This window comes from Pseudarthrobacter woesei (assembly GCF_055412745.1).
In genome coordinates, this window is the sequence record NZ_JBVAYU010000006.1 from 23,510 (window position 1) to 48,760 (window position 25,251).

General features: G+C 66.2%; 21 protein-coding genes and 1 pseudogene. 12 read left to right on the plus strand and 10 right to left on the minus strand.

Annotated features, from left to right (window positions below):
* Positions 1–280: 280 nt before the first annotated feature.
* From ACZYZE_RS10245 to ACZYZE_RS10265, 5 genes are all read left to right on the plus strand, one after another.
* Positions 281–1,597, plus strand: a complete 1,317-nt coding sequence (locus ACZYZE_RS10245; RefSeq protein ID WP_463907532.1) for a S8 family peptidase — start codon at positions 281–283, stop codon at positions 1,595–1,597.
* Positions 1,598–1,883: 286 nt separating this feature from the next.
* Complete coding sequence (locus ACZYZE_RS10250) at positions 1,884–3,215, plus strand: ammonium transporter (RefSeq protein ID WP_463907533.1); 1,332 nt, start codon at positions 1,884–1,886, stop codon at positions 3,213–3,215.
* Positions 3,216–3,262: 47 nt separating this feature from the next.
* Positions 3,263–5,137 (plus strand): Na+/H+ antiporter, encoded by a 1,875-nt coding sequence (locus tag ACZYZE_RS10255; protein WP_463907534.1) that lies wholly within the window; start codon positions 3,263–3,265, stop codon positions 5,135–5,137.
* A gap of 60 nt (positions 5,138–5,197) precedes the next feature.
* Positions 5,198–5,593 carry an HsmA family protein gene (locus tag ACZYZE_RS10260; RefSeq protein ID WP_459317341.1) on the plus strand — a complete coding sequence of 132 codons (396 nt, stop codon included), beginning with the start codon at positions 5,198–5,200 and terminating at the stop codon, positions 5,591–5,593.
* A gap of 50 nt (positions 5,594–5,643) precedes the next feature.
* Positions 5,644–5,961, plus strand: a complete 318-nt coding sequence (locus ACZYZE_RS10265) for a DUF6221 family protein (RefSeq protein ID WP_459317340.1) — start codon at positions 5,644–5,646, stop codon at positions 5,959–5,961.
* Between the two features lie 115 nt (positions 5,962–6,076).
* Here the strand turns inward: ACZYZE_RS10265 and ACZYZE_RS10270 are convergent, their stop codons facing one another.
* Entirely contained in the window at positions 6,077–7,765 is a 1,689-nt protein-coding gene (locus tag ACZYZE_RS10270) for a long-chain-fatty-acid--CoA ligase (RefSeq protein ID WP_463907535.1), read from the minus strand.
* 64 nt (positions 7,766–7,829) lie between these two features.
* Positions 7,830–8,009, minus strand: a complete 180-nt coding sequence (locus tag ACZYZE_RS10275) for a hypothetical protein (protein ID WP_463907536.1) — start codon at positions 8,007–8,009, stop codon at positions 7,830–7,832.
* 300 nt (positions 8,010–8,309) lie between these two features.
* On the opposite strand from ACZYZE_RS10275, the gene ACZYZE_RS10280 reads away from it, so the two are divergent.
* Positions 8,310–8,882 carry an MOSC domain-containing protein gene (locus ACZYZE_RS10280; protein WP_459317337.1) on the plus strand — a complete coding sequence of 191 codons (573 nt, stop codon included), beginning with the start codon at positions 8,310–8,312 and terminating at the stop codon, positions 8,880–8,882.
* A gap of 369 nt (positions 8,883–9,251) precedes the next feature.
* Here the strand turns inward: ACZYZE_RS10280 and ACZYZE_RS10285 are convergent, their stop codons facing one another.
* Both ACZYZE_RS10285 and ACZYZE_RS10290 read right to left on the minus strand, forming a co-directional pair.
* Positions 9,252–10,049: a putative hydro-lyase gene (locus tag ACZYZE_RS10285; RefSeq protein WP_463907537.1), complete on the minus strand. Its 798-nt coding sequence runs from the start codon at positions 10,047–10,049 to the stop codon at positions 9,252–9,254.
* Positions 10,046–10,459: pseudogene (locus ACZYZE_RS10290) on the minus strand (MFS transporter); the annotation flags it as partial. The gene ACZYZE_RS10285 and the pseudogene ACZYZE_RS10290, both read right to left, overlap by 4 nt.
* Positions 10,460–10,813: 354 nt before the next feature.
* Here ACZYZE_RS10290 and ACZYZE_RS10295 point away from each other — a divergent pair.
* From ACZYZE_RS10295 to ACZYZE_RS10305, 3 genes are all read left to right on the plus strand, one after another.
* Positions 10,814–14,143, plus strand: a complete 3,330-nt coding sequence (locus ACZYZE_RS10295) for a hybrid sensor histidine kinase/response regulator (RefSeq protein ID WP_463907538.1) — start codon at positions 10,814–10,816, stop codon at positions 14,141–14,143.
* The gene (locus ACZYZE_RS10300; RefSeq protein WP_463907539.1) at positions 14,140–15,072 is read left to right on the plus strand and encodes a GGDEF domain-containing response regulator; all 933 of its coding nucleotides are present in this window, start codon (positions 14,140–14,142) and stop codon (positions 15,070–15,072) included. Before ACZYZE_RS10295 ends, ACZYZE_RS10300 begins: the two co-directional genes overlap by 4 nt.
* A 424-nt stretch (positions 15,073–15,496) precedes the next feature.
* Complete coding sequence (locus ACZYZE_RS10305; protein WP_459317333.1) at positions 15,497–15,700, plus strand: hypothetical protein; 204 nt, start codon at positions 15,497–15,499, stop codon at positions 15,698–15,700.
* 115 nt (positions 15,701–15,815) lie between these two features.
* On the opposite strand, the gene ACZYZE_RS10310 is transcribed toward ACZYZE_RS10305, so the two are convergent.
* The 5 genes from ACZYZE_RS10310 to ACZYZE_RS10330 form a co-directional block, all read right to left on the minus strand.
* Positions 15,816–17,405, minus strand: coding sequence for an alkaline phosphatase D family protein (locus ACZYZE_RS10310; RefSeq protein WP_463907540.1), 1,590 nt, complete (start codon positions 17,403–17,405; stop codon positions 15,816–15,818).
* Between the two features lie 125 nt (positions 17,406–17,530).
* On the minus strand, positions 17,531–18,367 hold the full coding sequence (phnE, locus tag ACZYZE_RS10315; protein WP_459317331.1) for a phosphonate ABC transporter, permease protein PhnE: 837 nt from the start codon (positions 18,365–18,367) through the stop codon (positions 17,531–17,533).
* The gene (locus ACZYZE_RS10320) at positions 18,364–19,125 is read right to left on the minus strand and encodes a phosphonate ABC transporter ATP-binding protein (protein WP_463907541.1); all 762 of its coding nucleotides are present in this window, start codon (positions 19,123–19,125) and stop codon (positions 18,364–18,366) included. The genes phnE and ACZYZE_RS10320 overlap by 4 nt, the downstream gene beginning before the upstream one ends.
* The gene (locus ACZYZE_RS10325) at positions 19,125–20,036 is read right to left on the minus strand and encodes a phosphate/phosphite/phosphonate ABC transporter substrate-binding protein (RefSeq protein WP_459317329.1); all 912 of its coding nucleotides are present in this window, start codon (positions 20,034–20,036) and stop codon (positions 19,125–19,127) included. The genes ACZYZE_RS10320 and ACZYZE_RS10325 overlap by 1 nt, the downstream gene beginning before the upstream one ends.
* A 41-nt stretch (positions 20,037–20,077) precedes the next feature.
* Positions 20,078–21,295, minus strand: a complete 1,218-nt coding sequence (locus ACZYZE_RS10330; RefSeq protein WP_463907737.1) for a TIGR03364 family FAD-dependent oxidoreductase — start codon at positions 21,293–21,295, stop codon at positions 20,078–20,080.
* Positions 21,296–21,482: 187 nt separating this feature from the next.
* Between ACZYZE_RS10330 and ACZYZE_RS10335 the strand changes: the two genes are divergently transcribed.
* From ACZYZE_RS10335 to ACZYZE_RS10345, 3 genes are all read left to right on the plus strand, one after another.
* Positions 21,483–22,259: a GntR family transcriptional regulator gene (locus ACZYZE_RS10335; protein WP_463907542.1), complete on the plus strand. Its 777-nt coding sequence runs from the start codon at positions 21,483–21,485 to the stop codon at positions 22,257–22,259.
* The gene (locus ACZYZE_RS10340) at positions 22,252–22,965 is read left to right on the plus strand and encodes a phosphonatase-like hydrolase (protein WP_463907543.1); all 714 of its coding nucleotides are present in this window, start codon (positions 22,252–22,254) and stop codon (positions 22,963–22,965) included. Before ACZYZE_RS10335 ends, ACZYZE_RS10340 begins: the two co-directional genes overlap by 8 nt.
* Before the next feature lie 150 nt (positions 22,966–23,115).
* A complete protein-coding gene (locus tag ACZYZE_RS10345) occupies positions 23,116–24,300 on the plus strand; it encodes a metallophosphoesterase family protein (protein ID WP_463907544.1) in 1,185 nt (394 codons plus the stop codon).
* Between the two features lie 55 nt (positions 24,301–24,355).
* Here the strand turns inward: ACZYZE_RS10345 and ACZYZE_RS10350 are convergent, their stop codons facing one another.
* Positions 24,356–25,147 (minus strand): GOLPH3/VPS74 family protein, encoded by a 792-nt coding sequence (locus ACZYZE_RS10350; protein WP_459317324.1) that lies wholly within the window; start codon positions 25,145–25,147, stop codon positions 24,356–24,358.
* Positions 25,148–25,251 lie beyond the last annotated feature (104 nt).

A 25,251-nucleotide genomic window follows, 5' to 3' on the forward strand; every position in this document is an offset into this window, starting at 1 on the left:
CGAGGCCAGGGGACGACGGCGCCGCCACCCGGCCCGCCGTCGTCCGCCTGGCGCATGGGCCTGCCCAAGTTTTTCCAAAGGTCCGGGTGCATCACAATGCTGCGGGCCTAAGCTAGGACAGGGGGGCACTCACTAGCGAAGACGCTTAATGGAGGCCACTATGTTCAGCAAAGTCCGCCGTCAGGCATCACCAGCACAGCCGGAATCGGCAGCCGCGCCACCGCGCAGGTTCCGGGCGAATGCCGCTCCCCCCGAAAGTCGGCCCTGGTTCCGTCGGATCATGGCCGGACTCGCAGCAGTGGCGCTGGCCGCGGGCGGCGGATTCGCGGCCGCTGTCCCCTCGGTCGCTGCCGAGCTGGAACACAATTACATCGTGGTGCTGCAGGACGGCCTCGATCCGGCTGCCGTGGCCACGGCCCAACAGGGCAGCTACGGCGTCACCGTCTCCACGGTCTACCGGGAAGCCGTCAATGGCTACGCCGCCACGATGCCTGCGGCCACGGCGGCACGCCTCGCGAAGGATCCGGGCGTCGACTTCATCGCGGCGGCCCGGACCTTCGATAAGCCGAAGGACCCGGAGCCGAGCACCCAGATGGCTCCTTTCTGGTGGCTGCGCATCGGCGGAAACCCGCCCGATCCGGTGGAGCAGCAAGGCAGCAGGAAGTCTGCCGGCGTCAATGTGGCGGTCATCGACACCGGCATCGACGGCGCCCATCCGGACCTCAACGTGCGTGGCGGAATCGACTGCTCCTCCGGATCCCCGGTCAAGGTGACTCCCACGGACCCGGTGGGCCACGGGACCTTCGTGGCGGGCGTGATCGGTGCCAAGGACAACAACCTCGGCGTGATCGGCGCGGCGCCGGGCACGCCGCTATGGTCCGTGCGCGTTGCTGATGACAACGGTGCCATCACGGAAGAAATGCTCATCTGCGCCATCGATTGGGTGACGGCGACGCGCAAGGACAAGGACAGGGCCAACGACATCCAGGTGGCCAACATCAGCATCGGCGGCCCGGGTGCCGACACCGCCAACTGCGGAAAGGGCACCGACCCGATGCACTACGCCATTTGCCGCTCGGTCAAGGCCGGAGTCGTCTACGCCGTCGCCGCCGGCAACTCCGGTGAGGACATCGCCGGAACCGTCCCCGCCACCTACGACGAGGTGCTGACCGCCACGGCGATGGCCGACTTCGACGGAAAAGCCGAAGGCCTGGCTCCCCCCGTCTGCGGCACGGAGGACTGGTCCCGGCTGGGCCAGCTGGACGACCATCCGGCTTTCTTCTCGAACTTCGCCAGCCAGCGAAAGGACAAGGCCCACACGGTCGCCGCGCCCGGGGTCTGCATGACGTCCACGGCGCCGGGCGGCTACGCGGTGGCCCACGGAACAAGTTTCGCCAGTCCCGCTGTGGCGGGATCGGTGGCCCTGTGCATCAGCCGCGAGGAATGTGAAGGCTCGGGCGAGGACGTGATGTCACAGTTCCTTGACCTCACCGAGGCCTACAACAAGAACAACCGCGACTTCGGTTTCGACGGCGACCCGTTCCACCCGATCGAGGGGCAGTACTACGGCTATCTGGCGCAGATCGCCAGGTTCTGACCGAAGCCCCTGAACGCGTAACCCAAGCGGACGACGGCGGGACTTCCCGCCGTCGTCCGCTCCGTTTGGCGCCCGCCGCGCGGGTCCGCGCGACCGCGGCGGAGAGCCGCCGTTTACTTCCCCGAAACACAGCCGACACGCGATCTTCACGAAAGCGCAATTCCTGTAACTTCCCTGCAACGTGGCGCCCGCCTGCCGGAAACACGGCGACGCGAGGATTTAACTCGGGCGGGGCTGGCGGCGAGATGTCCCGGTACGGCGATTTTTTTTCGGAAGGGACACACACGTGGAACTCACCGCGGGCAACGTATGGATCATGGTCTCAGCGGCCATGGTTCTGCTGATGACTCCGGCACTCGGCCTCTTCTACGGCGGCATGACCCGGGCCAAGGCCTCGCTCAACATGATCATGATGAGCTTCGCCTCCGCCGGGATCGTCGGCGTCGTGTGGGTGCTGTGGGGCTACTCCATGACCGGAGGCCAAGGCATCCTGGGCATCTTCGGTGACCCGTTCGCCAACGCGGGGCTCGCCAACCTCATGGGCTCCCCCGAGCTGATCAAGGCCGGCTACAGCGCCACCTTCGCGATCGTCACGGTGGCCCTGATCAGCGGGGCCATCGCCGACCGCGCCAAGTTCACCTCCTGGCTCATCTTCGTCCCCGCCTGGATCACCCTGGTCTACTGCCCGCTCGCGTTTATGGTCTGGGGCGGCGGGCTGCTGAGCCCCGGCGGCGCCGTGAGCTCCATCTTCGGCCAGGTGATCGACTTCGCCGGCGGCACCGTCGTCGAAATCAGCTCCGGCACCGCGGCCCTGGTGCTGGTCCTGATCCTCGGCAACCGCCACGGCTTCGGCAAGGACCCGGCGCACCGCCCGCACAACATCCCCTTCATCATGCTCGGGGCCGGCATCCTCTGGTTCGGCTGGTTCGGCTTCAACGCCGGCGCCGCGACGACGGCGGAACAAGCCGGCCTGATCTGGGTCAACACCCTGGCCGCACCAGCCGCGTCCATGCTCAGTTGGCTCGTCACGGAAAAAATCCGCCACGGCCATCCCACCTCGCTGGGGGCGGCCTCCGGCGTCGTCGCCGGCCTGGTCGCCATCACCCCTGCCTGCGCCAACGTCAGCCCGCTGGCCGCCCTCGGCCTGGGCCTTCTGGCGGGCGCAGCCTGCGCCGTGTTCGTGGACCTCAAGTACAAGTTCGGCTTCGATGACTCGCTCGACGTCGTGGGCGTGCACCTGGGCGGCGGGATCGTCGGCACTCTGGCGCTGGGCTTCATCGCCCTGCCCGTCAACGGGGTTGGCGGCGGCCTCCTCTACGGCGGCGGCCTGCAGCAGCTGATCGCCCAGACAGTCGCCGTCCTCATCACCGTGACCCTGTCCGGCGTCGTGACCGCCGTGATCGGGCTCGCCATCCACAAGAGCATCGGCTTCCGCGTCAACCACGACGACGAGCTCGCCGGCGTCGACCGGTCAGAACATGCCGAAACCGCCTACGATTTCGCCGACCTGGGCCTGAGCCGGTTCAGTCCCTACGGCCACCATGTCCATGACCACCAGATGAAGCGCTCCCTGGCCGCAGACCACCCGGATCGCGGGAAGGCGGCCAGCTTCTCTTAAGGGCGCCGCCCGGCCGCATCACCTCCAGCACCTGACACAATAGCCCCATGGAAGTCGCCCTCGGACTGCTCGTGCTCGTGGCGGTGGTCTGTGCGGGCAGCGCGCTGGGCCGGACGATCAACGTCTCCGTCCCCCTGCTGCTGGTGCTGGCCGGCGTGGCCGGCTCCTTCCTGCCCTTCGTCCCCCGGATCGAGCTGAATCCCGAGCTCGTCCTGGTGGGCCTGCTGCCGCCGCTGCTCTACGCCGCTGCGCTGAAGACCTCGCTTTTCGATTTCGGCTCGAACCGCCGTTCCATCGGCCTGCTGTCGGTCGGGTATGTCATCTTCGGCACGGCGGGCGTCGGATTAGTCGTCTGGTGGCTTTTCCCGGAAATCCCGCTGGCCGCTGCGATCGCCCTCGGCGCGGTCGTGGCGCCGCCGGACGCCGTCGCGGCGACGGCCATCGCACGGAAGGTGGGCATGCCCCGCCGGATCGTCACCATCCTCGAAGGCGAGTCCCTCGTCAACGACGCGACCGCCCTGGTCTGCCTCCGCGCGGCCATTGCCGCCATCGCCGGATCCGTCTCCGCCGCAGAAATCGCCGGCGGATTCCTCCTCGCGGCCGGCGGCGGGCTGGTGGTGGGCCTGGCCGCTGCCTACGTCCTCACCCAGCTGCGCAAACGGATCCGCAACGTCGCGATCAATACCACGACGTCGCTCATGGCCCCGTTCATCGCATACCTGCCGGCGGAGGCGATCCACGCCTCCGGGGTCCTCGCCGTCGTCGTCACCGGCCTGGTGATGGGCACCAAGGCGCCGTCCATGCCCAACGGCGCCGCCCGCCTGAGCCAGCGCAGCAATTGGAACACGGTGCAGTTCCTGCTGGAAAATTCCGTGTTCCTGCTGATCGGCCTTCAGGTCCGGACCATCATCGACGGCGTCCAGGACGACTCGCTCGGTGCGGGCAGGATCTGGACCGGCTGCGCCATCATCCTGCTCGCGGTGCTGCTGCTCCGGCCGGTCTGGGTGTTCCCCGCGACCTACCTTCCGCGGCTCATCCCGGCCATCCGGAGGAACGACCCGGCGCCGCCGTGGCAATACGCGGCCATCGTGTCCTGGGCCGGCATGCGCGGCGTGGTGACCCTCGCCGCGGTACTGGTCCTGCCTCCGGACTTGGAGCATCGCTCCGTGCTGGTCCTGGCGGCCATGGTGGTGGTCGGCGGGACCCTGACGCTCCAGGGTTTCACGCTTCCGGCCCTGGTCCGGCTGCTGCGCGTCCAGGGACCGGACCCGCGCGAGGACGCCCTCAACCAGGCGTCGCTGATGCAGCTGGCCACGGCGGCGGGTGTGGAGCGGCTGCAGGAGCTGCGCACCGGGAGCGATCCGCCCGAAGTCGTGGCGATGCTGACGCGGAGGACGCAGGAACGCGGACTCGCGGCCTGGGAACGCCTCGGCCGGCCCTCGGCGGAGGCGGCGACCCCCAGCCAGCGTTACGCGCAACTGCGGCTGGCGATGCTCGACGCCGAGCGGGCGAGGGTGCTGGAGCTGCGGCGCGGAGGCGAGTACGCGCACGAGGTCCTCAGTGAAGTGCTGGACCGGCTGGATGTTGAGGAGTCAATGCTTGACTCCTCGCTCGAGGAGCTGGGCGCGTCCAGCGAAGGCGGCGGTGAAGGCCTCGCCCGGCCCGGCGGGGTCTGCGAGCATCTGGAATCCGTGCCCTCCCCGGAAGTCCCCCGCGACGCCTACTGCGCGGATTGCGCCCGGGAAGGAACGACGCCGGTCCACCTCAGGATGTGCCTGGCGTGCGGGACCGTGGGCTGCTGCGATTCCTCGCCCGGCACCCATGCGTCCAAGCACTTCGACGCCACCGGCCACCCCGCCATGCGGAGCATCGAACCCGGCGAAGACTGGCGCTGGTGCTACGAGGACGATCTGCTGGGGTGACGGCACCGACATCCCCCTTCGGATGATCCGGCGGAGACCCCGCGCCCTTAGTCTGACACCATGCTCCTTCCCGCGATCGTCCTCATCACCGCCGCCCTGGTCTTCTACACGATCGGCGTGTGGTCGGAGCACCGGCTGCGCGTCCTGAAGTGGTGGCATGCCGGCTTCTTTGCCCTGGGACTGATCTGCGACGGGACCGGGACGTACCTGATGACCCGGCTCGCGGATTCCGGCGGGTCCCGGGCCGACGGGATCGGTGCAGGGCTCAATACCATCATGGCCGTCACCGGGTCCGCGGCGCTGCTGCTCATGGCCGCGCATCTGGCCTGGGCCGTCGTCGTGCTGTTACGCAACCGTGAGGCCGAGAAGGGCGGCTTTCACAGGTTTTCGCTGCTCGTCTGGGGGATCTGGCTGATCCCGTACGTGGCCGGGGCAGTCGGCACCAGTCTGGGCTGACCGCTGCCCGCGCGTATCCCGCGCAGAGGGGTCGCGCGTACCCTCGATGTGTGGACATTGTTGACTTCCTGTCCCAGCGCATCACCGAAGATGAAGCTGCGGCGCGGAACCTCCTCGGCGACAGATCCGTCTCGATCTCGGGCGAATGGTACGAACGCCGCCTTCTGCTGGAGTGCGAGGCCAAGCGGCGGCTGATCGGCATCGTGGAATCCGCGCGCCAGGCCGCCCTCACAGCGATGGTCAGCGAGCCGGCCGGGGAGGGGCCGCTGATCCCGGAATCGATCGAGTGGATGGCACAGTCGCTGAACGCCTTGGCCTTGCCGTACTTCGAGCATCCGGATTTCAATCAGGACTGGCTGCGGCTCTGAGTTCCCGCCGGCCCGGGCGCCGCCCATCATCTGAGGATGCACCGAATTCGCCGGAAGCGTGCGAGTTCGCCGGAAGTCCGGCGACTCGCACGCTTCCGGCGACCCCGCCCCGGGCTCAGAGCGCCGGGAGTACCTGTTCCCGGACCTGCTTGCGGAGTATCTTGCCAAGCATGGAGCGCGGCATGTCCTGGATGGCGACGATCCGCTTCGGAACCTTGTACCCGGCGAGGTGCTCGCGGCAGTGCTCGCGCAGGGCGTCCTCGTCCAGCGTGCTGCCCGGTTCGAGCTCGACGGCGGCGACCACCATCTCCCCGCCCCGTTCGAGCGGCTTGCCGACGACGGCGGCATCCTTGACGTCCGTGTGCAGTCGCAGCACCGTCTCCACCTCGGTGGGCGAGACGTTGAAACCGCCGGTGATGATGAGTTCCTTGGCACGGTCCACGATCGTGGTGAAGCCGTCCTCGTCCACGGTCACCACGTCACCGGTGCGCAGCCAGCCGTCGGGGGTTAGGGTCTTGGCGGTTTCCTCCGGGTTGTTCCAGTAGCCCTGGAAGACCTGCGGGCCCTTCAGCAGCAGCTCCCCCGGCTGGCCGGCCGGCACCTCGGCCGTGGGATCGTGCAGATCGACTACCTTCATCAGGGTCGAGGGGAACGGCACTCCGATGGTGCCGTTGCGGCGGGTGGGGTGGAACGGGTTGCCCAGCGCCACCGGGGAGGATTCCGTCATGCCGTAGCCCTCCACGAGGAGGCCGCCGGAGACCGATTCCCAGAGTTCCACCACGTGGTCCGGGAGGTTCATGGCGCCCGAGATGCAGTACCTGCAGGAGCGCAGCGAGATGCCCTTCTCCTTGGCGGCCATCGCGGTGCGCTCGTAGATCGGCGGGACCGCGCAGTAGACGGTCGCGGGCGACTTCTTCATCGCGTCGAGAACCAGGTCCGGGTCGAATTTGGGGAACAGGACCAGCAGGCCCTGCTTGCGGATGCCGTAGGTGAGGTAGAGCGTCATGCCGAAGGCGTGGAACATCGGCAGGATCGCGTAGAAGATCTCCTTGCGGTACTCCGCTCCCGCCATCCAGGCCTCGCCTTGCAGGGCGTTGGAATACAGGTTGAAGTGGGTGAGCATGGCGCCCTTGGGCCGGCCGGTGGTGCCCGAGGTGTACTGGATGGCGGCGAGGTCGTCCACCGTGGGGCGGGGGTGTCCGGGGTCGATGGCGCCGTGGCCCAGGAGCTCCTTCCACGGGATCGTTCCGGGCGCGGGGCCGGTCAGCGCCGCGCGGGACTCGCGCAGTTTCTTCACCGGCAGGTGCAGGGCGAGGCGCTTGACGGCGGGGAACGCCTCGAGCAGGTTGACCGAAACGACGTGGTCGATCTCGATATCGGACGGAAACTCCCGCAGGGACACCGCGGCCTTGTCCCAGACGATCGCGATGCGTGCCTGATGGTTCTCGAACTGGTGGCGGAGTTCCCGTGAGGTGTACAGCGGGTTGTGTTCGACGACGACGGCGCCGAGGCGCAGCACCGCGTAGAACGCCACGACGTGCTGCGGGCAGTTGGGCAGGATGAGGGCCACCCGGTCCCCGGCCCGCACGCCCAGTTGGCGCAGGCCCTCGGCGGCCCGGTCTATCTGCTCTCCGAGTTCGGTGTAGCTGGTCCGGCGGCCGAAGAACTCCAGCGCGGGGGCCCTGCCGGCCTCGGCCACGGACCGGTCCAGCATCGCGACAAGCGACTCCTTGGGCAATTCAATCTCGGCCGGGACTCCCGGCTGGTAGTTCTTCACCCAGGGCTGCTGGTCAGTATTCGGCATAGTCACATCTTGCCGTGAAGTTCCGGCTGGGCGCGAATGTCATGGGCAGCCGGGCATCACGAAATCATTCTTCGCCGTCGTCCTGCGCTTCCAGGTGTTTCGCCATCGCCTCGCAGGCCTGGTTCCAGCGTGCCGTGAGGGCATGCCGGCTCAGGGGATCGAACATGCCGTTGAGGACTTTCTCGATTGCATCGTATGCGGCGTCCCGAACCCGTTCCTGCGCCGCCGGGCTGTAGTAGTTCATGACAGCAATTCGTCGCACGCTACCGCAAGGATGGCCACGATGGGCAGCCGGGACGGACCCGGATCCGGGCCGTATCTGTCGGCTGCCATGGACGTGCAGCGGGTTCCGCAGCCCTGACTGACGCTTCGGGGTAAGCGGCGGCGTGATTTTCGCTGCGCAACTGCGCCCTCGCTGCGCAAAATACCCTGCGCTACGGGCATTCGCGTAGCACAGGGTATTTTGCGCAGCGCGATGCGACAAGCGCAGCGCAATTGTCTCGGGTGCCCACTCCGTGACTGCAATGGAGGATAGTTTTAGCCCATGACGGAAAGCTACAGGTACGACGTCGAGGTCCTGCATCTGCTCGTGTCCCCCGCGCACGCATACTTCGGCCGCGCGCGCGAGGGCGCAGCTGAGGTCCCCACGGCAGACGCCGAGCGAGTCGAGCTGGTGGCCGGCAAGGGCATCGTCGGCGATCGGTTCTTCGGCAAGGCCGCGCATATGGATGCCGCCGTCACTTTGATCGCCATCGAGGCTCTCGAAGCTATGGCCGCGGAGCTGCGGACGGCACCGTTTGACCCCCTCCTGACGCGGCGCAATGTGGTCCTCAGAGGGGCACACCTGGCTCCGCTGCTTGGCACGGAATTCGCGCTGGAAACGCGCGGAGATCTGGTGCGGCTCAGGGCCGGACGGCCTGCCCACCCATGTGCCTGGATGGACCGGATGCTCGCCCCGGGCGCGCACGCCGCCATGCGCGGGCGAGGAGGTGTTCGCTGCCAGCCGCTTTCGGACGGCATACTGCACCGTGGGCCGGCCGTGCTGATCAGCCGGGTGCCCCTCGACCAAGAACGCGCCGGCGCTCCCAGCCTGCTGCGACCATCGCGGCTCCCATAGCCCTCACCTTGGGCGTCAGGCGCATCCGCCAGATGACCGAACTAAAACGCTAGTGGACGACGGCGGGAGGCGCCGCCGTCGTCCGCTGGCGTCTTGCGGCACTTACAGTCTGTGATGCTCCGGAGTTGCCAACCAGGCATCACGGGAATCGGATGTGCTTGCCGGGAAGCCGACATGTGTCCACACGCATTCTCTGCCGGTATCACTCGGGAGGAGCTGGCCCTCGTGTAACACGATGTTCACTCCAGCGGGGCTCTGCCAGACGCCGGACAGCTCGCAGTGCGTGCCGGTCGCCTGCTGCCGCGGCCCCGATGGCCCTATTGCCCTTCGGGCCATCTTCTCGGCCGGCGGGATCCTCTTCTTCACGGGCTATTCTCCTGCTGATTCTCGGTAGCTGCTTTCGGGAACATCAGTGATGAACATGTGCCCGGGAGCATGGCTGATCGCGAAGGAGGGTCTGGATGCCATCACTGCGCTCTGCGGCGTCACGCCACAGGCCCAGAAGACCGGCACTTCCCCCGGCCGGATCTCCACCGGATCTCCGAAATCGGGGCGGGTGATATCCGCGATGCCAAGATCCCCAGGTGATCCGATGTGAACCGGGCTGCCGTGGACCTTCGGCACCTCCGAAGTCACCCTTATGGCCGCTTCAACCAGCCCGGGCAGCATCGGACGCATGGAAACGACCATGGGACCGTGGATTCGGCCGGCCGGCGTGCACTGCACATTCGTGCGGTACATGGGGACGTTGCGGCCGGTTTCGGTGTGGCGAAGCGGGATCCCCTCGTTGGCGAGTGCGGCTTCAAACGTGAAGCTGCAGCCAATGAGTACGGCTACCATGTCGTCGCGCCAGAGCGAAGCAACGTCAGGAACTTCCGCAACGATTTTGCCGTCCTCCCACACGCGGTAGGCGGGGATATCACTGCGGATGTCAGAGCCAGGGGCGAGGACGCTTTCATACTGTCCGGCCGGAAGGACGTCGATGACGGGGCAGGCCTTGGGATTAAGACGGCAGAATTCGATGAATTCGTCGGTGTAGTCGGCTGTCACCGCGATCAGATTCGCCTGGGCGTAGCCGTCGCTCCATCCGGAGGTGTGCGTGACCAGACCGTCGCGGAATTGCAAGCGGGCTTCGGAGGGTGCCACCCCGGCGTGAGCCTGATTCATCGGGTCACGCTTTCCACAACTTCATCTGAGGACTGCAGGTACTCCTCGTCCTCGGCAACATTGGAGTCCCGTCCGAGGGCAAGGCCCACCAGGGTCAACAGGCACGCAACGCTGACGTAGATTGCGACCGGCAGCCAGCTGTGGAAAGTGCTCAGGAGCAGGGTGAACATAAACGGGGCGATGGCGCCGCCGATGATTCCCGCGAAGGTGTAAGCGAGCGAACTGCCGGTGGAGCGGAGCCGCGGCGTAAATTGCTCAACAACGAAAGCTGCCTGGGGCCCGTACATAAAAGAGTGGCAGAGCAGGCCCAGAACCGTTCCCACGATCAGCATGACCGGGGAGCGCCCTTCGAGAACAATGAAGAACAGGTACGCCCAGACCGCTGCCGCCACTGCCGCGGTCCCGTAGACCCTGGGTCATCGTGGCGCGGGCCTGGTCCCGGATCGGCCAGTCCATTCGGGAGCATATCCGGCGGCGGGAAAAGCCACAGGGATGCTATGAAGATCCTTCGGTTTTCCTGCGCGAACGCGCCGGACGCGTTTCTGCCCGGTGTGGGACGGTAGATTCACCATGTCCATTATGAATAGACCGGCAGCTGGGAAATGCATGTTAGCTCTTCGACAGGCCGGAACCGCCGGGGTCAAGCGGGCCGCGCCCTGTGATTTCCCGGGGGAATCGACAGACTACGCCGGTGCCGGGATGGCAGCCTGGGCAGCGCAGCCTGGCCTTCCCTGCGTTCCGGCCGTCGCTTCGCTGCGACGCTCATGAACGCGTCCCGTAGCGTGCCCGTACGCTGGCTGATCGCTGCCGCCTGCACGGCGGTAGCAGCCCTGGCAGGATTCCTGGCCGCTAACGCGGGCACACCACTGGCGCTGACGGTCGCTAATTTCGCCGTTCTGCTGGCCGCGCTCGTCGCAGTGGCAAGCTGCGCGAGTGCTGCCCGGCGCCCCGGCGAAAACGCACGGGGCTGGCGGTTCATGACCGCCGCGACCTCCCTCTGGGCAACCGGGCAGGCCGTCTGGACCTTCTTCGGCCTCACCCAAAACAACGTCTATCCCTTCCCGTCGCTGGCCGACGCCGCATTTCTCGGCTACGCGGTACCGGCGGCAATCGCCCTGTTTTCCTTCCCGCGCACCCAGGGCTCCGGCGTCGCCCTCATGCGTACACTGCTGGACGCGGCGGTCATCGCGAGTGCCGTGCTGTTCATCAGCTGGGCCACGGTCCTTGGACCGGTCTCCCGGCCCGACGGCCAGGATTTTCTCGCCCACCTCACCGGAGTGGCCTACCCGATCGTTGATGTCGTCATCGGTTCGCTGGTTCTGGTGCTGACCATGCGCAGTGCGCCCGAAGGCCGGCTGCGGTGGCTTTGCCTGGGCGGCGGCCTCCTTGTCCTGGCGCTGACCGACAGCGTATTCGTGAGGCTGACCTTCGAAGGCGCCACCGGGGTGACCGGAACGCCGCTGGCAGCGGGGTGGTTCTCCGCGTTCCTGCTGATAGCACTGGCTCCGTTCGCCCGGCACACGAAGCGAAGCCGGTCTGACCGGCGCGTCTACACACTGGCGATGGAACTGTTGCCCTATCTCCCCGTGGCCGGCGCGATCCTGGTGTCCCCGGCCCGTCTCCGGCAGGAAGACGATCCGTTCCTCCTGCTCACCGGGCTGACCGTGGTGGTGCTGGTCGCGGCGCGCCAGTTTGTCATTATCTACCAAAACGTCACACTGACCCGTGATCTTGAATCGAAGGTGGCAGAGCGCACCGCGCAACTTGAAGGTCTGGGCGCGATCGTCAATTCCTCGGACGACGCAATCCTTGGCTCGGACAGCGACGGTTTGATCACCATCTGGAACCCCGGGGCGCAACGGCTCTACGGCTACGAGGCCTCCGAGGCGATCGGCCGGAACCGCGGGTTCATCATGCGCGAGGATGATCGAGAGTCCGAGTTGGCCACCATCAAGGGAGTGTTCGACAGCGGGGATGGCTGCAGCTACGAGAGCGAACGTGTCAGGAAAGACGGGTCCGTGCTGCCTGTTTCGATGACCGTGTCACCCATCCGGGGCGAGCATGGCGTCCGCGGGATAGCGACGATTGCCCAGGACATCACCGCCCGCCGGGCAGCCGAAGCGGAGCTGCTGGTGGCCCGCGAGGCGGCGGAGGAATCGAGCCGGCTCAAATCAGAGTTCCTGGCGACGATGAGTCATGAAATCCGTACTCCCATGAACGGCGTCATCGGTTTGACCTCGCTGCTGCTGGAGACGGACATGGATGAGACGCAGCGTCAGTATGCCGACGGCGTGAAGGGCGCCGGCGAAGCCCTGTTGACGCTGATCAACGACATCCTGGATTTCTCGAAACTCGAGGCAGGCAAGGTTGATCTGGACCCCGCCCCGTTCGATCCGCGCGTGCTCGTCGAAGAAGTCGCCGTGCTCCTGGCCGAACCGGCGCAGGCCAAACGGCTGGAGCTTATCGCTTACTGCCACCACGACGTCCCGGCGCGGCTAGTGGGCGATGCGGGCCGCATCCGCCAGATCCTGCTGAACCTGGCCTCCAATGCCGTGAAATTCACCGCCTCCGGCGAGGTGGCCGTCCGCGTCCATATTGTCCAGGCGAACGCCGGCCGCGTCATGGTGCGCTTCGAAGTCCGTGACACCGGGATCGGGATCGACGCTGCCGATCACGACCGCTTGTTCGAATCCTTCTCACAGGCCGACGCGTCCACCACCCGCCGGTTCGGCGGAACCGGCCTCGGCCTGGCGATCTCGCGTCGGCTCACGGAGGCCATGGACGGGGAAATCGGTGTCTCGAGCGCCCTGGACCAGGGAAGCACCTTCTGGTTCGCCATCCCGCTGCCTGTGGCGCCGGCTGCCCCGGCTCCCGCCGCACTCCCGCCGGACCTGCTTGCCGGGCTCCGGGTGCTGGTTGTGGACGACAATGCGACCAACCGGCTGGTCCTGGAATCGCAACTGGCGGGTTGGGGAATGAAACCTGACACCGTCACGGGGGGCCAGGAGGCCCTGGTCAGGTCCAGGGCCGAGGAAGCCGCCGGGCGGCCCTACGACATCGCCGTCCTGGACATGTGCATGCCCCACATGGACGGGCTGGAGCTTGCCCGCACCCTCAGCACCGAGGGAGCTGCGGTGTCCGCCCGGATGATAATGCTCACCTCCACCATGCAGGTCGACCGGGCGGAACTTGCCGCGGCCGGCATCCGGGAATGGCTCACCAAACCTGTGCGCAGCTCGGCGCTTTTCGACCGGCTCATGCGCCTGGTGGCCGCCCCCTCCGGAGCGGCGTCCGGGGCCGTGTCCGGGCGAGCAGTTGCCCGCACGGGGCCCGCGCAAAACAGCGAGCCCTCACGCGGCCTGATCCTCGTCGTCGAGGACAACGAAGTCAATCAGCTTGTGGCGCGGGGCATGGTCGCGAAGCTGGGGTACCAGGTTGACCTGGTCGACGACGGTTCACAGGCTGTCGCCGCCACCGGGAAAGTCCGGTACGCAGCCGTGCTCATGGACTGCCATATGCCGGTCATGGACGGCTTCGAGGCCACCAGGGCCATCCGGGCCCGGGACGGGAACGGCCGCCGGCTGCCGATCATCGCCATGACGGCTGGCGCCCTGGACGAGGACCGCGAACGGTGCACCAGCGCAGGCATGGACGACTACCTCTCCAAGCCGGTGGATCTGGCCAAACTGGAGGCAGTACTCGCTCGATGGATCCCCCCTGTCCCGCCGCCCGGCGAAGGAGAGCCCGTCCTCGACCCGGCCAGGCTGACGATCCTTCGGGCGCTCGGCGCACCGGACGGGCACGGCCTGCTGCCCCAGGCCGCCGAAGCCTTCCGGCAGGACATTCAACCCAGCCTGGACTCCCTGCGCCGGGCACTCGATGACGGTCACGGCGAAGCCCTCGGAGAGGCCGCCCACAAGCTCAAGGGCGCCGCGGCCAGCATCGGCGCCAATCGGGCGGCGGCGCTCTGCCACCAACTTGAATGCAACGCCGGTACCCCGGATCACGACCACCCGGACCTGATGACGCGGCTCGAAGCAGAACTCACCCTCGTCGACGCGGCGCTGGGCGATGCACTGGCGGAGACGCCATGAAGGTCCTGGTAGCGGACGACGACTACGTTTCGCGGCTGGTCGCGAAGGCAGCGGTGGAGCAGTCCGGACACGAATGCATTGTCGCCGCCGATGGCGACGCGGCCTGGGAGCTGTTCCAGAGCCACCGGCCGGAGGTTGTGGTGACCGACCTGAAAATGCCGGGGCTGGACGGGCTGGCTCTGTGTCGGGCCATCCGGTCCACCGAAAAGGACTCGTACACGTACCTTGTCCTGGTGACCTCGCACGGGTCGCAGGACGATGTCCTGGCAGGGCTAGAGGCCGGGGCTGACGACTACGTGACCAAGCCCCTCGACCCCTTCACACTTCATACCCGCCTTCTCGTGGCCCTCAGGGTGACGTCGCTGCACACGGACCTCGCCCGCTACCGCACCGCCCTGGCCGACCAGGCACGCAGGGATCCGCTGACCAAGCTCTCCAACCGGCTCAAGCTCTCCGAAGACATCGAACAGTTGCACAACAGCAGCGAGCGGTACGGGCGGGACTATTGCGTCGCCCTTTGCGACGTCGACAATTTCAAGAGCTATAACGACCTCTACGGACATCCCGCCGGTGACGCTGCGCTGCAGGCCGTCGCGGACTCACTCGCCGGCCATGCCCGGACCAGCGACGGCGTCTACCGCTACGGAGGGGAGGAGTTCCTCCTGATCCTGCACAACCAGACGATGTCCGGGGCCCGAATGGCCATGGAACGGGCAAGGGCGGCGGTCCAGGCCCTGGGAATTCTGCACTCCGGAGGCCCCCTCGGCGTCCTGACCATGAGTGCAGGCATATCGGCCTACTCATCCGGACACCGCGTCAGCAGCGAACAGCTGCTGAGCGAGGCCGACGTCGCCCTGTACGCTGCCAAAGCCGCGGGAAGAAATACCGTGGCCGAGGCAGAGACCGCCGGCGCCTATCTGCCGAGCTGAGACACCGGCGGACACACGGCGGGGCACGGGCGTGGGCGCCGAAAAACGCGCGCCCGTCACGGTGCCGATGTGCTGCAGGATCGGCCCCATCGCTGTCGTCGCTTTTTTTGCAGCCGGCCGGCTGTGATGAGACTCACGGGCAAAAATGCCAAATCAGCTTGAGACACCCGCGCCGGGCTGTGCACTATGGAAAGGCACGGCAGGGAACGCAATTTCCCCGCCGCAGCAGCCCTGACCGCTCCGACGCCAAGCCGAGGCAGTGGACCAGCGGCGACGTTTTACCCATCCTGGTGGACGCAATGAGGCCAAACCGGTGAGCTCGCAGAGCCGCCCAAAGCCTCGGGCGTTCCTGGTTTGGCCCTACGGCGGCTCCGCATCGGTGCGGCAGCCGGACATCCGGATTTCTGAATGGAAGCACTCAACAATGACGTTTGAAACTGCCAACTCCGTAACCCACAAGCTCTGGGACCGCTCCACCATGCACCACGAGCTGGACGCCCTCGTGCACGACCTCTCGGTCCGGCACAACACCGCCAAGAGCAACATCGCCGTCCACGCCAGCGGCCCCAACACGTTCACCCTCAGCCTCAACCACGGCGAAGCCAACCTCGAAACGGTCAACCTGTAGCAGGAAGAAGCGGACGACGGCGGGAGGCAACCACCTCCCGCCGTCGTCCGTTAAGCCCTAAACCTCCGCCGCGGGAGCCGCGAACTCCGCCGCCTGCCTGCCGCTTCCGGCGTTCCTAGCCGCGGGGCTGCAGGCCCGGGACGCTGTCCTGGATCTCGAAGGAGGCTTTGGTGCCCACCGGAGAGCCTGCCTCGGTGACGTAGTCCAGGACCCGGAAGTCCGCCTGAAATGAGTTTTTGGTGATCCGGGTGTTCACGTAGCCCCGCTGGTCGTTGTAGAACTTGAGGTGCTGGTTCCAGGCCATGACCGGATCCGCGGTAGAGCCTGAGCCGTTCCCGGTGGACGTTATGGACGTGCAGACCAGCTCGGACCCGACGACAGGGGAAGCCGGGTCCTTGTAGTCCACCTTGACGTCGTTGGCCCAGTTGCGGTGGACGTCGCCTGTCAGTACGACGGCGTTGCGCACCTTCGCGTCCACCCAGCCCTGGGTGATGCGACGGCGTGAGGCCGCGTAGCCGTCCCAGCCGTCCATCGAGACGTCGTCGATATCCGCGGCCTGGTTGCGGTCACGCTCGGCGAAAAACACCTGCTGGCCCAGGACATCCCAGCGGGCGTTCGAGTTCCGGAATCCGTCCAGCAGCCACTGCTCCTGCTCGGCTCCGGTAATGGTGCGGGCTTCGTCCAGGCGAGCCTGGACGTTTTTCTTCCAGCCGTCGCCGGCCAGTTGGTCGTCGCGGTACTGCCGCGTATCCATCATGTGGAAGTTGGCGAGCTGGCCCCATTGCACGCGGCGGTAGATCTTCATGTCTGCCCCGGACGGGACGGATGATGCACGCAAGGGCATGTTTTCGTAGTAGGCCTTGAACGCGGCTGCCCTCCGCTGCACAAACCTCTCGCGGGTATCGTTCATTTGCGCAGGATCGCTGTTCTCCGGAATTTCGTCCGCCCAGTTGTTGTCCACTTCATGGTCGTCCCAGACCACCAGCCAGGGCGCCACCGCGTGCGCTGACTGCAGATCGGCGTCGGATTTGTACTGTGCGTGGCGCTGCCGGTAGTTCGCCAGGGTTACCGTCTCCGGGCCCTGGTGGTCGCGGACGTTCCCGCCGGCGGAAACGTAGGAGTTGGCTTTGTATTCGTACTGATAGTCCCCCAGGTGCAGGACGAGGTCAGGGTGGTCCTCGGCGAGGCGCTTGTACGCCGTGAAATACCCGTGCTCGTATTGGGCGCAGCTGGCGAACGCCATGGCCAGGGATGCCGGCGTCTCATGCCGGGCCGGGCTGGTGAGTGTCCGGCCGGTGGGGCTGATATGGCGGCCCGCACGGAAACGGTAGTAGTATTCCCTGCCGGGCTTCAGCCCGCGCAGTTCGACGTGGACGGAGTGGCCTTCGTCGATGACAGCGCTCTGACTGCCGCGTGCGGCGATCTTTTCCATCCGGGGGTCCTCCGCCACTTCCCAGGCGACCTGGACGCTGCGGGACGGCATGCCGCCCAGGCCGTCCTCGGCCAGCGGGTCAAGTGCCAGCCTCGTCCAAATAACGAAACCGTCCGGCCAGGGCTCGCCGGAAGCGACGCCCAGCGTGAACGGATCGGTCCTGAGGCCGGAGTCGGCCGCGGTTGATGGAACGGCCATGGCGGTCCCCGGGACGGCGATGACAAGGCCTGCCCCCAGGCCGGCAGTGATGAGGGATCTGCGTGAAATGTCCATGTCCGGAAATCTATCGGGGCCGGCTGGACGAGGGAGAGCCTGTACATGGATCGCGGGTGAATGCCGGGTGAAGGGGCGCCGGGGCCGCCGGGGAGCCGTCCGCGGAGGCAGGTCCAGTGCGCTGCTTAGTCCGCCAGGCGGCGCCGGATCCAGGCGGAGAACTGGTCCACAACGATGATCAGGACGAGCACGATGATGATGTGGGTGAGCATGGCATCGAAGCGGAAGGATTTGATGGCCTGGTTGATGAGGAGGCCGATTCCGCCGGCGCCCACCAGGCCCAGGACCAGCGATGAACGGACGTTGACGTCGAAGCGGTACAGCAGCAAGCCCACGAATTGCGGTACCACCATGGGAAGCGTTGCGTTGGCCACCTGCTGGATGCGGCTGGCCCCCGCCGTGCGCAGCGCCTCTTGCGGGCCGGCGTCGATCTCCTCCATGGATTCCGCCCACAGCTTGCCCATCACGCCGGTATTGTGGCAGATCAGGGCCAGCACGCCCGCGAACGGTCCAAGTCCCACGGCCGTGACGAAGATCAGCGCAAACACGATGTCCGGCACGGCCCGGAAGAAGGACAGCACCGAGCGCGCCGCCTGATAGACCAGCCGGTGCGGCGTGGTGGTGTTGGCTGCCAGCACAGCTAGGAGCAGGGCGAACGGCACCGACAGCGTGGTGCCCAGCAGCCCGATCCACAGCGTGACCAGCGTGGCGTCAAGCCCGGGTTTGATGGTCTTGGCCCAGTCGAGGTCCGGCGGGAACGCATCGCCGACGAATGCTGCCATGCCCTTCCACCCGTCCACGAGTAGCCCGGGCTGGAAGTCCGTCCCTTGAAAGGCCAACAGATGGAGGCCGACGACGGCGGCAGTGACGCCCGCCGTCGTCACCCATCGTGTGGGCTTCTTCAGCAGCCGGGCATCCGCGCGGACTTCCGCCGCGCCGGGGATGGAGGTTTCCTGGTTCATGCCGCAAGCCTCCGGTCGGGAGCGTAGAGCTCGTCCAGCTGCTCGGGGCTGACGTCGGCGGAGACCTGGTTGAAGGCGATTGTTCCGTTGAGCAGTCCGATGGACCGGTCAGCGTACCGCAGCGCCAGGTCAGGCTGGTGCAGGACGGCAGCAACAGCAAGATCTTGATTGTGGGCCAGGTCGCGGAGCAGGGCCATGACCTGTTCGGCGGCGTGCGGATCCAGGGCGGAAACGGGCTCGTCGGCCAGGACGATGTCCGCGCGCTGGCAGAGGGCACGGGCAACGGCAACACGCTGCTGCTGGCCGCCGGACAACCGGCTTACCCGGTCCAGGGCGCGGTCCGCCAGCCCCACCCGGTCCAGGCATTCCAGTGCTTCCTGCCGGATGCCGGCGGGGAAAAACAGTGGGCTCAGCGATCGCGAGGTGGGGATTCTTGCAAGGGCGCCGGCACAAACGTTATCCAGGGCTGTGCGGCGCCGGACAAGGTGGATCTTCTGGAAGATCATGGCCGTGCGTTGGCTGGCGTGCTGCAGCGCGCGGCCCTGCAGCGTCGAAAGATCCACGCCGTCGATGCTGATGCTGCCGGCGTCGGGCCGGGAGATGCCCATGGCGCAGCGCAGGGTGGTTGATTTGCCGGAGCCGTTGGCGCCCAGGAAAGCGACCAGTTCACCTGCGCGCAGGCTGAAGTCGACGCCGTTGAGTACGGTCCGGCCCGCGAAGGACTTGTCCAGTCCTTTGACGCTCAGTAGCGGCTGCATCAGAGATCCTCGTCGGAAAGGTCCATGGTCCTGGCCAGGTCAAACAGCGGCGCGTAGTTCTCCTTGGTCACCGGCAGAAGGGGACCCGGAGGTGTCACGTCGAGGAACTCGCCCACCTTGGCGACGTCTGCCGGATCGAGGTCCAGGAACGCTGCTTTGACGGCTTCCTTGAAGGCCGGATCGGCGTCGCCACGGACCGTGATGGGGTCGTTGGGGATGGGGTCCGAGGTCCAGATGCGGCGGAAGTCCTCCCTTGTGAATGTGCCGGCAGCCTCGGCAGTGGCCAGGGTCTGGGAGTTAATTTCCGCGGCCTCCGTCTTGCCGTGCTTCAGGGCAAGAAGTGCTTCGGGGTGGCCGCCCGTGTAGTCCATCTTGAGGTCTGCATCGGCGATGCCTGCTTCGCGCAGCCCGAAACGGGGAAGGACATCCCCTGACGTGGACCCCACGCTGCCCAGCGCCAGGGACTTGCCCCTGAGGCCCTTGATATCCGTGATGGGGCTGTCCTTGGCTACCCAGATACCGGCGGTGTACGTACTCAGTTGCCTCTCCGCGGTGCCGAAGGAAACCAGCGGCTCAGCCCCGGCCTGCTGGCTCGCGAACACGTATCCCAGGGGTCCGAACTGGCCCAGGTCCATTTTGCCGTTGCGCATCGCCAGCACCTCGGCGGCATAGTCCTCCACTACCTGGACCTTGACCGGGCAGTTCAGCTTCTTTTCGAGCGCCGCGGCGAGGACGTCATAGGCGGGCTTGAGTTTTGCCGGGTCTTCGTAGGGCTCGATGCCGAACTTGATTTCGCCGCCGGGACAGGTGGCGCTTGCCGTGTCCGGCGCCGATTGGGCGTTGCCGCCGCAGGCAGTCAGCGCCAGTAAGGCGGCGACGGCGGCGGCAGTTCCGATGAGGATCGTTTTCATGGGGTTCCTTGGGATGCGGTGGCAGGGAGCGGGTGAGGGTGTCAAAAGAGGCGGGCGATGGTGCGGTGGGCAAGCCCGAAGGACAGCGTCATCCCGACGCCGGAGGTCACGGAGATGACGGTGACCCCGGGCAGGACTTCGCGCTCCAGCAATGGTCCGACGTCGCTGGAGGCGTAAACACCCTGCCAGCGCTGGATGACTTCAAGTTCCGCGCCGATGGTCCGGGCGATTTCCTCATTGACGGCTGCGGTGACAGGTTCGTCGAGGAAGGGCGCAGCGGTTTGGTGGTAGTGGTGGGAGTCGCCCAGGATGAGGCTGCCGTCGGGGCGTTGGGTAAACATGATGTTGGCGCCAATGTCCAGCAGTTCCGGGCGGGTGTCCCGGACTTCAGCGCGCAGCGCGGCCGCGGCGGGCATTTCGGTGAAGGCCGGGTAGCGGAGCATGGAGGTGGCCGTCAGCACTGCCGGAACCAGGTCCATGCCGGCCGGACGCGCCGCAAGCGACATCTGCAGGGAGCAGCGTTCAATACGGTGCTCGGCGGCCAGCTCGGGGAACAGGTAATCCACATCGTGCCCCACGCACACCAGGACCTGCCTGCCGCGGACCTCTCCACGCGAGGTGTGCACCGTGACGGTCCCGGCAGCGTCCTGGCCGAAGTCCAGGGCGGACGTACTCCAGCGGATTTCTACACCCGGCTGCCGGCCCAGCCAGTCTGCCAACTGAGCGACGGTGGCCCGGGGGTCCACCCGCAGGTCGTCGCGCAGAAACGCGCCGCCCAGGAGTCCCGGCCAGGTGGGTGCGGCCGTGCTTCCAGCAATGTCCGCCTGGTCCGCTCCGGAGGGAGCGGCGCCGGGCTTCCCTGCCAGACGGGAACGGGTCTCTTCCGGGGAGAGCAGCGCAACCTGCCAGGGTTCACGCATGGCGGCGAGTTCTTTGAGGACCTCCATCTCGGCGGCTGTGCGGGCCAGGACCACCGCGCCCGATTCGGCGGCCCAGAATCCCGCCCGCTGGGCAAATTCGAGCCAGTACTTCCGGGAGGTCTGCGCCAGTTCGTACAGCTCACCGGATTGCGCGGTGATGCAGCAATGGCCGAAGTTGCGCACTGATGCACCGACGGCCTGGTGGTCGCGCTCCAGGACCGTGACGCTGAGGCCATTGGCCACGGCGTGCGCGGCATGGGCGAGGCCGATAATTCCGGCTCCAACGATGACAACATCCGAGACGGCGTAGGCGCCGCCGGGCACCGCAGAAGCGTGCAGGGGTTCAGTCGTTTGCTTGTTCACAAGGTCGACACTGGACGTCCCGGAAGAGGGAAGCAAGCCACAACGGGAGTTGTATATACAAGTTAATGAAGACTTTGCTTTCTTCGACTTCTATTTACGTCAAATTCACCTTGATCCTCTGTTTTCAGGGGAATCTATTGGCGGCAACTTGTATTATCAAGTTGTGAGCACACGGCAGAACGCGCCCCTACACCTCCGGCTCAGCGGGGAATTCATGCGCAGGATCTCGGATGGTTCCTGGCCTCCGGGCTTTCAGCTGCCCAGCGAGGCCGAGCTGTGCCGGGAGTTCGGAACCTCCCGGGGACCCATCCGCCAGGCGCTGGCCGCCCTGCGGGCCGAAGGTGTCCTTACCGGCGGCCGGGGACGCTCTCCCATGGTCCGGACCGCCGTACCGTCGCAGTCCTTCTCCACATTCAACTCCTTCACCGAGTGGGCTCTTGGCATCGGGAAAGTTCCCGGGCAGAAGACCCTGGAGGTAGCCCTGCGAGAGCCCGGCATCGAGGCCGCTGAACACCTGGGCCTCCATGCCGGCAGCAAGGTAGTCGAGGTACTGCGGGTCCGGTTCCTGGACGGGGCGCCGGCCATGATTGAACGCACCAGCTTTGTACCGGAGGTGGGCAGGCTGCTCTTTGACTTCGATACGGACTCAGGCTCTATTTTCGCGTTCCTGAAGGCGAAAGGCGTGGATCTGCACGGCGCCCGGCACACGATTGACGCGGTGGCGGCCAGCCAAGAGGACGCGGAACTGCTGGACCAGGTCCCCGGCACTCCCCTGCTGCGCGAACGCCGGCTCACTTCATCCGCGGACGGGCAGCCCCTTGAGTATTCGGAGGACTGCTATCTGCCGTCCCTGACCAATTTCACCATTGACAACACCGTGGACCGGCGGGCATCGCTGGTCCGTGTTCACGCAGAAAGTGCCAGAGGAACCCATGATTAAGCTCGTCGCCTGCGACATGGCAGGAACCACCATCGATGAACACGGCGATGTCTACGCGGCGCTGGCCCGTTCAGTTGAAGAAACCGGCTCCAGCACCACCGATGAGGCTGTACAGGAATGGATGGGGGCCGACAAGGTCGAAGCCATCACCGCACTGATCGAACGCGGCGGCGGAACACCCACCCCCGACATCGTCCGGGGCGCCTTCGCCCGGTTCAAGCAGCTGCTGGCGGATTCCTATGCAGCCAATCCGCCGGAAGCACTTGGCGGCGTCGAGGATGCCATCCGCGAGCTGCAGGGTCGCGGGATCAAGGTCGCCCTGACCACCGGGTTCTCCCGCGACGTGGCGGAACCGCTGCTCGAGGGGCTGGGCTGGAGGGTGGCGGGCGATGGCCGGAACGCCGCCATCGGGGGCCTCGTGCTGGACGCGGTGGTCTGTTCGGATGAGGTGGCCGCGGGCCGGCCCGCGCCCTACATGATCCACCGCGCCATGGAACTCACCGGTGTCCAGGACGTCCGGGAGGTTCTGGCCGCCGGCGACACGGCCAACGACCTGCTGGCCGCAACCCGGGCTGGCGCCATGGCGGTCGGGGTGCTCACCGGAAAGCTGAGCCGAACCTCGCTGGAACAGTACCCCCACCACCACATTCTGGACAGCGTCAAGGACATCCCCGCCGTCGTCGTCGCACATCAGCCGACAGACTGACGGGCAGCCGCGACCCCGCGCAGTGCTCGTCGTCACAGGCCTAAATCGTGCGTTCACTGTTTGTTTCAGGACTGGACGCTTCTGTCTTGTACCGTCTCGACAGGCCAGCGGCCGGCATCGAGGCCGTATCAGTGATGACGAGAGGTCGCGATGACGACGAGTATCCACCAGCCCAAACTCAGCAGGCGGGCGGCGTTGGCTGCTGCCGGAGTGCTTGGGGCATTGGGAATCACAGCGTCCACGGGAACCGCGAGCGTGGCAGCACCGGGCGCGAAGGCACCAAAGCCGACGCTTGTCTTTCGCCCGGACGGCGCATTCAAGATTGTTCAGTTCAACGACACCCAAGACGACGAGCAGACGGACCGTCGCACCATCGAACTTATGGACCGGACCCTCGACACGGAAAAGCCGGACTTTGTGGTCATCAACGGCGATGTCATCAATGGAGGATGCGACTCCGAACTGGAGGTCAAACAAGCACTCAACCACGTAGTCCAGCCCATGGAACGCCGGCAGATCCCCTGGGCCGTAACCTTCGGCAATCACGACGAAGATTCGGTGCAGCGAACAGGAATGACCGAAGCCAAAATGCTTGAATTCCTGCAGACCTACCAGTTCAATGTGAACGCCGATTCCACGCCGGGACTCACCGGTACATCCAACTCGCAGCTGCTCGTTCAATCCTCCCGGTCAAAAGCCCCTGCCTTTGGCCTCTGGCTCATCGACACTGGCCGATATGCCCCCGACAGCATCGACGGTCAGAACTTCGAGGGCTACCCGGACTGGGACTGGGTGCGCATGGACCAGGTCATGTGGTACCGGAATCAATCGATCGCAGCAGAGCAAAAGTACGGAAAGAAGATCCCTTCCCTGATGTGGGGCCATATTGCGCTTCATGAGCACCGCAACATGTGGTTCGCCAGCCTCGACTCGCGAACGGATTCAGATCACGCGCGGGCGGTCACGAGGCACAACATAGTGGGCGAACGGAACGAGGACGAGTGCCCCGGGCCCATCAACTCGGGCCTGTTCAACGCCTTCCTGGAACGAGGGGATGTGGCCGGTTACTTCGTGGGGCACGATCACGTCAACACCTACGTGGGCAACTACTACGGTGTTCAGCTCGGCTATGCACCCGGAACCGGATTCGGTGCCTACGGACTTCCCGGCCCGGAACGGAACCGGCTGCGCGGTGCGCGTGTCTTCGAGCTGGACGAGAACCACCCCGGAATCTACAAAGAGACGAGGCTCGTTTTCGCGAAGGATCTCGGCATAGACCTCACCGCCAACGACCAGCCCATGGTTCCACTCCCTCTGGATCCGCCGCAGCGCTAACTCGGACTTGGCTGTGGCCGGGAATACAAACCGGGTCCGGCGATTTCAGCCAGCATCATAGGGTTGCGGCTTCTTCCTCCGCAAGCCTGATCATACGAAGTTCGTCCTCCACCGCGCGGGACGGCCAATAGCCGGTCGTCAGCACCATAACGCGGCTTCGATCAGCGGCCGGGAAGAGCTTGCCGAGCAGCCCGGCGGCCTGAAGCAGGGCGATCAGCGCCGTGGTCCTGGCATCGGGCGCCTTGGCATCAGGCTTCGCGGCCCCGGGCGCACTGGCCTCGGGCGCCGTGGCCTCAAGCGTCCCGGGACCGGACGGTGAGGATTCAGGCTTCGTGGGTTCGGCCGCACCGGGACCGGGCGCCTCGGCACCGGACGCCACGGGATCGGACGGCGCACCGCTGAGTGCGGCCTGGACCTTTTTCAGGAGCGCCGCCTCCGGAGCGTGGTCCTTCTCCGGGTACCGCACGGTCCGGAACACACCCAGGCGCTTTTCGCCGACGTGTTCCACGATGCCCAGTGCCGCCATCCGCTCGTAGACACGCTGCACTTCGGCGCGGCCCTCCAGCATGGAGACCCACCGCTTGGGAGTGTGGGGCCGTGATTTGCCACGGATGAGTTCCAGCTCGTGCTGGAAGTCCGTTTGCGGGGCGGTGCCGGTAGCCCTGACGTGCTTCCCCTGCAGCCCGATTGCACCGATCAGGTCCAGCTCGGCCAGGATTGCCCCTGCCACAGTGGTCCTGAGTGCGTACACCGGCACAACAGGTTTGCCGTCCTGGTCGTTCGTTGCCAGAAGGAGGAAGGCCTGGGGAAGGTTCAGCTCCGCCGCCTTCGGTGTTTCAGCGTTCATACGAACATAGTGGCGCAGTTGGGCAGCCACCACAATGAGGATTTAGAAGCGGCTATTTCGGCTTCTACATTGCCCTGCCGCCGGCCGACCGCTTCTAAGAGTTT

What these genes read in the sequence shown, in the direction of transcription:
- ACZYZE_RS10280 (WP_459317337.1), top strand. Translation starts at nt 8,310, where the DNA reads ATGACGGAAAGCTACAGGTACGACGTCGAGGTCCTGCATCTGCTCGTG.
- ACZYZE_RS10305 (WP_459317333.1), top strand. Translation starts at nt 15,497, where the DNA reads ATGACGTTTGAAACTGCCAACTCCGTAACCCACAAGCTCTGGGACCGC.
- ACZYZE_RS10295 (WP_463907538.1), top strand. Translation starts at nt 10,814, where the DNA reads ATGAACGCGTCCCGTAGCGTGCCCGTACGCTGGCTGATCGCTGCCGCC.
- ACZYZE_RS10245 (WP_463907532.1), top strand. Translation starts at nt 281, where the DNA reads ATGGCCGGACTCGCAGCAGTGGCGCTGGCCGCGGGCGGCGGATTCGCG.
- ACZYZE_RS10300 (WP_463907539.1), top strand. Translation starts at nt 14,140, where the DNA reads ATGAAGGTCCTGGTAGCGGACGACGACTACGTTTCGCGGCTGGTCGCG.
- ACZYZE_RS10325 (WP_459317329.1), bottom strand. Translation starts at nt 20,036, where the DNA reads ATGAAAACGATCCTCATCGGAACTGCCGCCGCCGTCGCCGCCTTACTG.
- ACZYZE_RS10255 (WP_463907534.1), top strand. Translation starts at nt 3,263, where the DNA reads ATGGAAGTCGCCCTCGGACTGCTCGTGCTCGTGGCGGTGGTCTGTGCG.
- phnE (WP_459317331.1), bottom strand. Translation starts at nt 18,367, where the DNA reads ATGAACCAGGAAACCTCCATCCCCGGCGCGGCGGAAGTCCGCGCGGAT.
- ACZYZE_RS10350 (WP_459317324.1), bottom strand. Translation starts at nt 25,147, where the DNA reads ATGAACGCTGAAACACCGAAGGCGGCGGAGCTGAACCTTCCCCAGGCC.
- ACZYZE_RS10275 (WP_463907536.1), bottom strand. Translation starts at nt 8,009, where the DNA reads ATGAACTACTACAGCCCGGCGGCGCAGGAACGGGTTCGGGACGCCGCA.
- ACZYZE_RS10285 (WP_463907537.1), bottom strand. Translation starts at nt 10,049, where the DNA reads ATGAATCAGGCTCACGCCGGGGTGGCACCCTCCGAAGCCCGCTTGCAA.
- ACZYZE_RS10270 (WP_463907535.1), bottom strand. Translation starts at nt 7,765, where the DNA reads ATGCCGAATACTGACCAGCAGCCCTGGGTGAAGAACTACCAGCCGGGA.
- ACZYZE_RS10320 (WP_463907541.1), bottom strand. Translation starts at nt 19,125, where the DNA reads ATGCAGCCGCTACTGAGCGTCAAAGGACTGGACAAGTCCTTCGCGGGC.
- ACZYZE_RS10260 (WP_459317341.1), top strand. Translation starts at nt 5,198, where the DNA reads ATGCTCCTTCCCGCGATCGTCCTCATCACCGCCGCCCTGGTCTTCTAC.
- ACZYZE_RS10340 (WP_463907543.1), top strand. Translation starts at nt 22,252, where the DNA reads ATGATTAAGCTCGTCGCCTGCGACATGGCAGGAACCACCATCGATGAA.
- ACZYZE_RS10345 (WP_463907544.1), top strand. Translation starts at nt 23,116, where the DNA reads ATGACGACGAGTATCCACCAGCCCAAACTCAGCAGGCGGGCGGCGTTG.
- ACZYZE_RS10310 (WP_463907540.1), bottom strand. Translation starts at nt 17,405, where the DNA reads ATGGACATTTCACGCAGATCCCTCATCACTGCCGGCCTGGGGGCAGGC.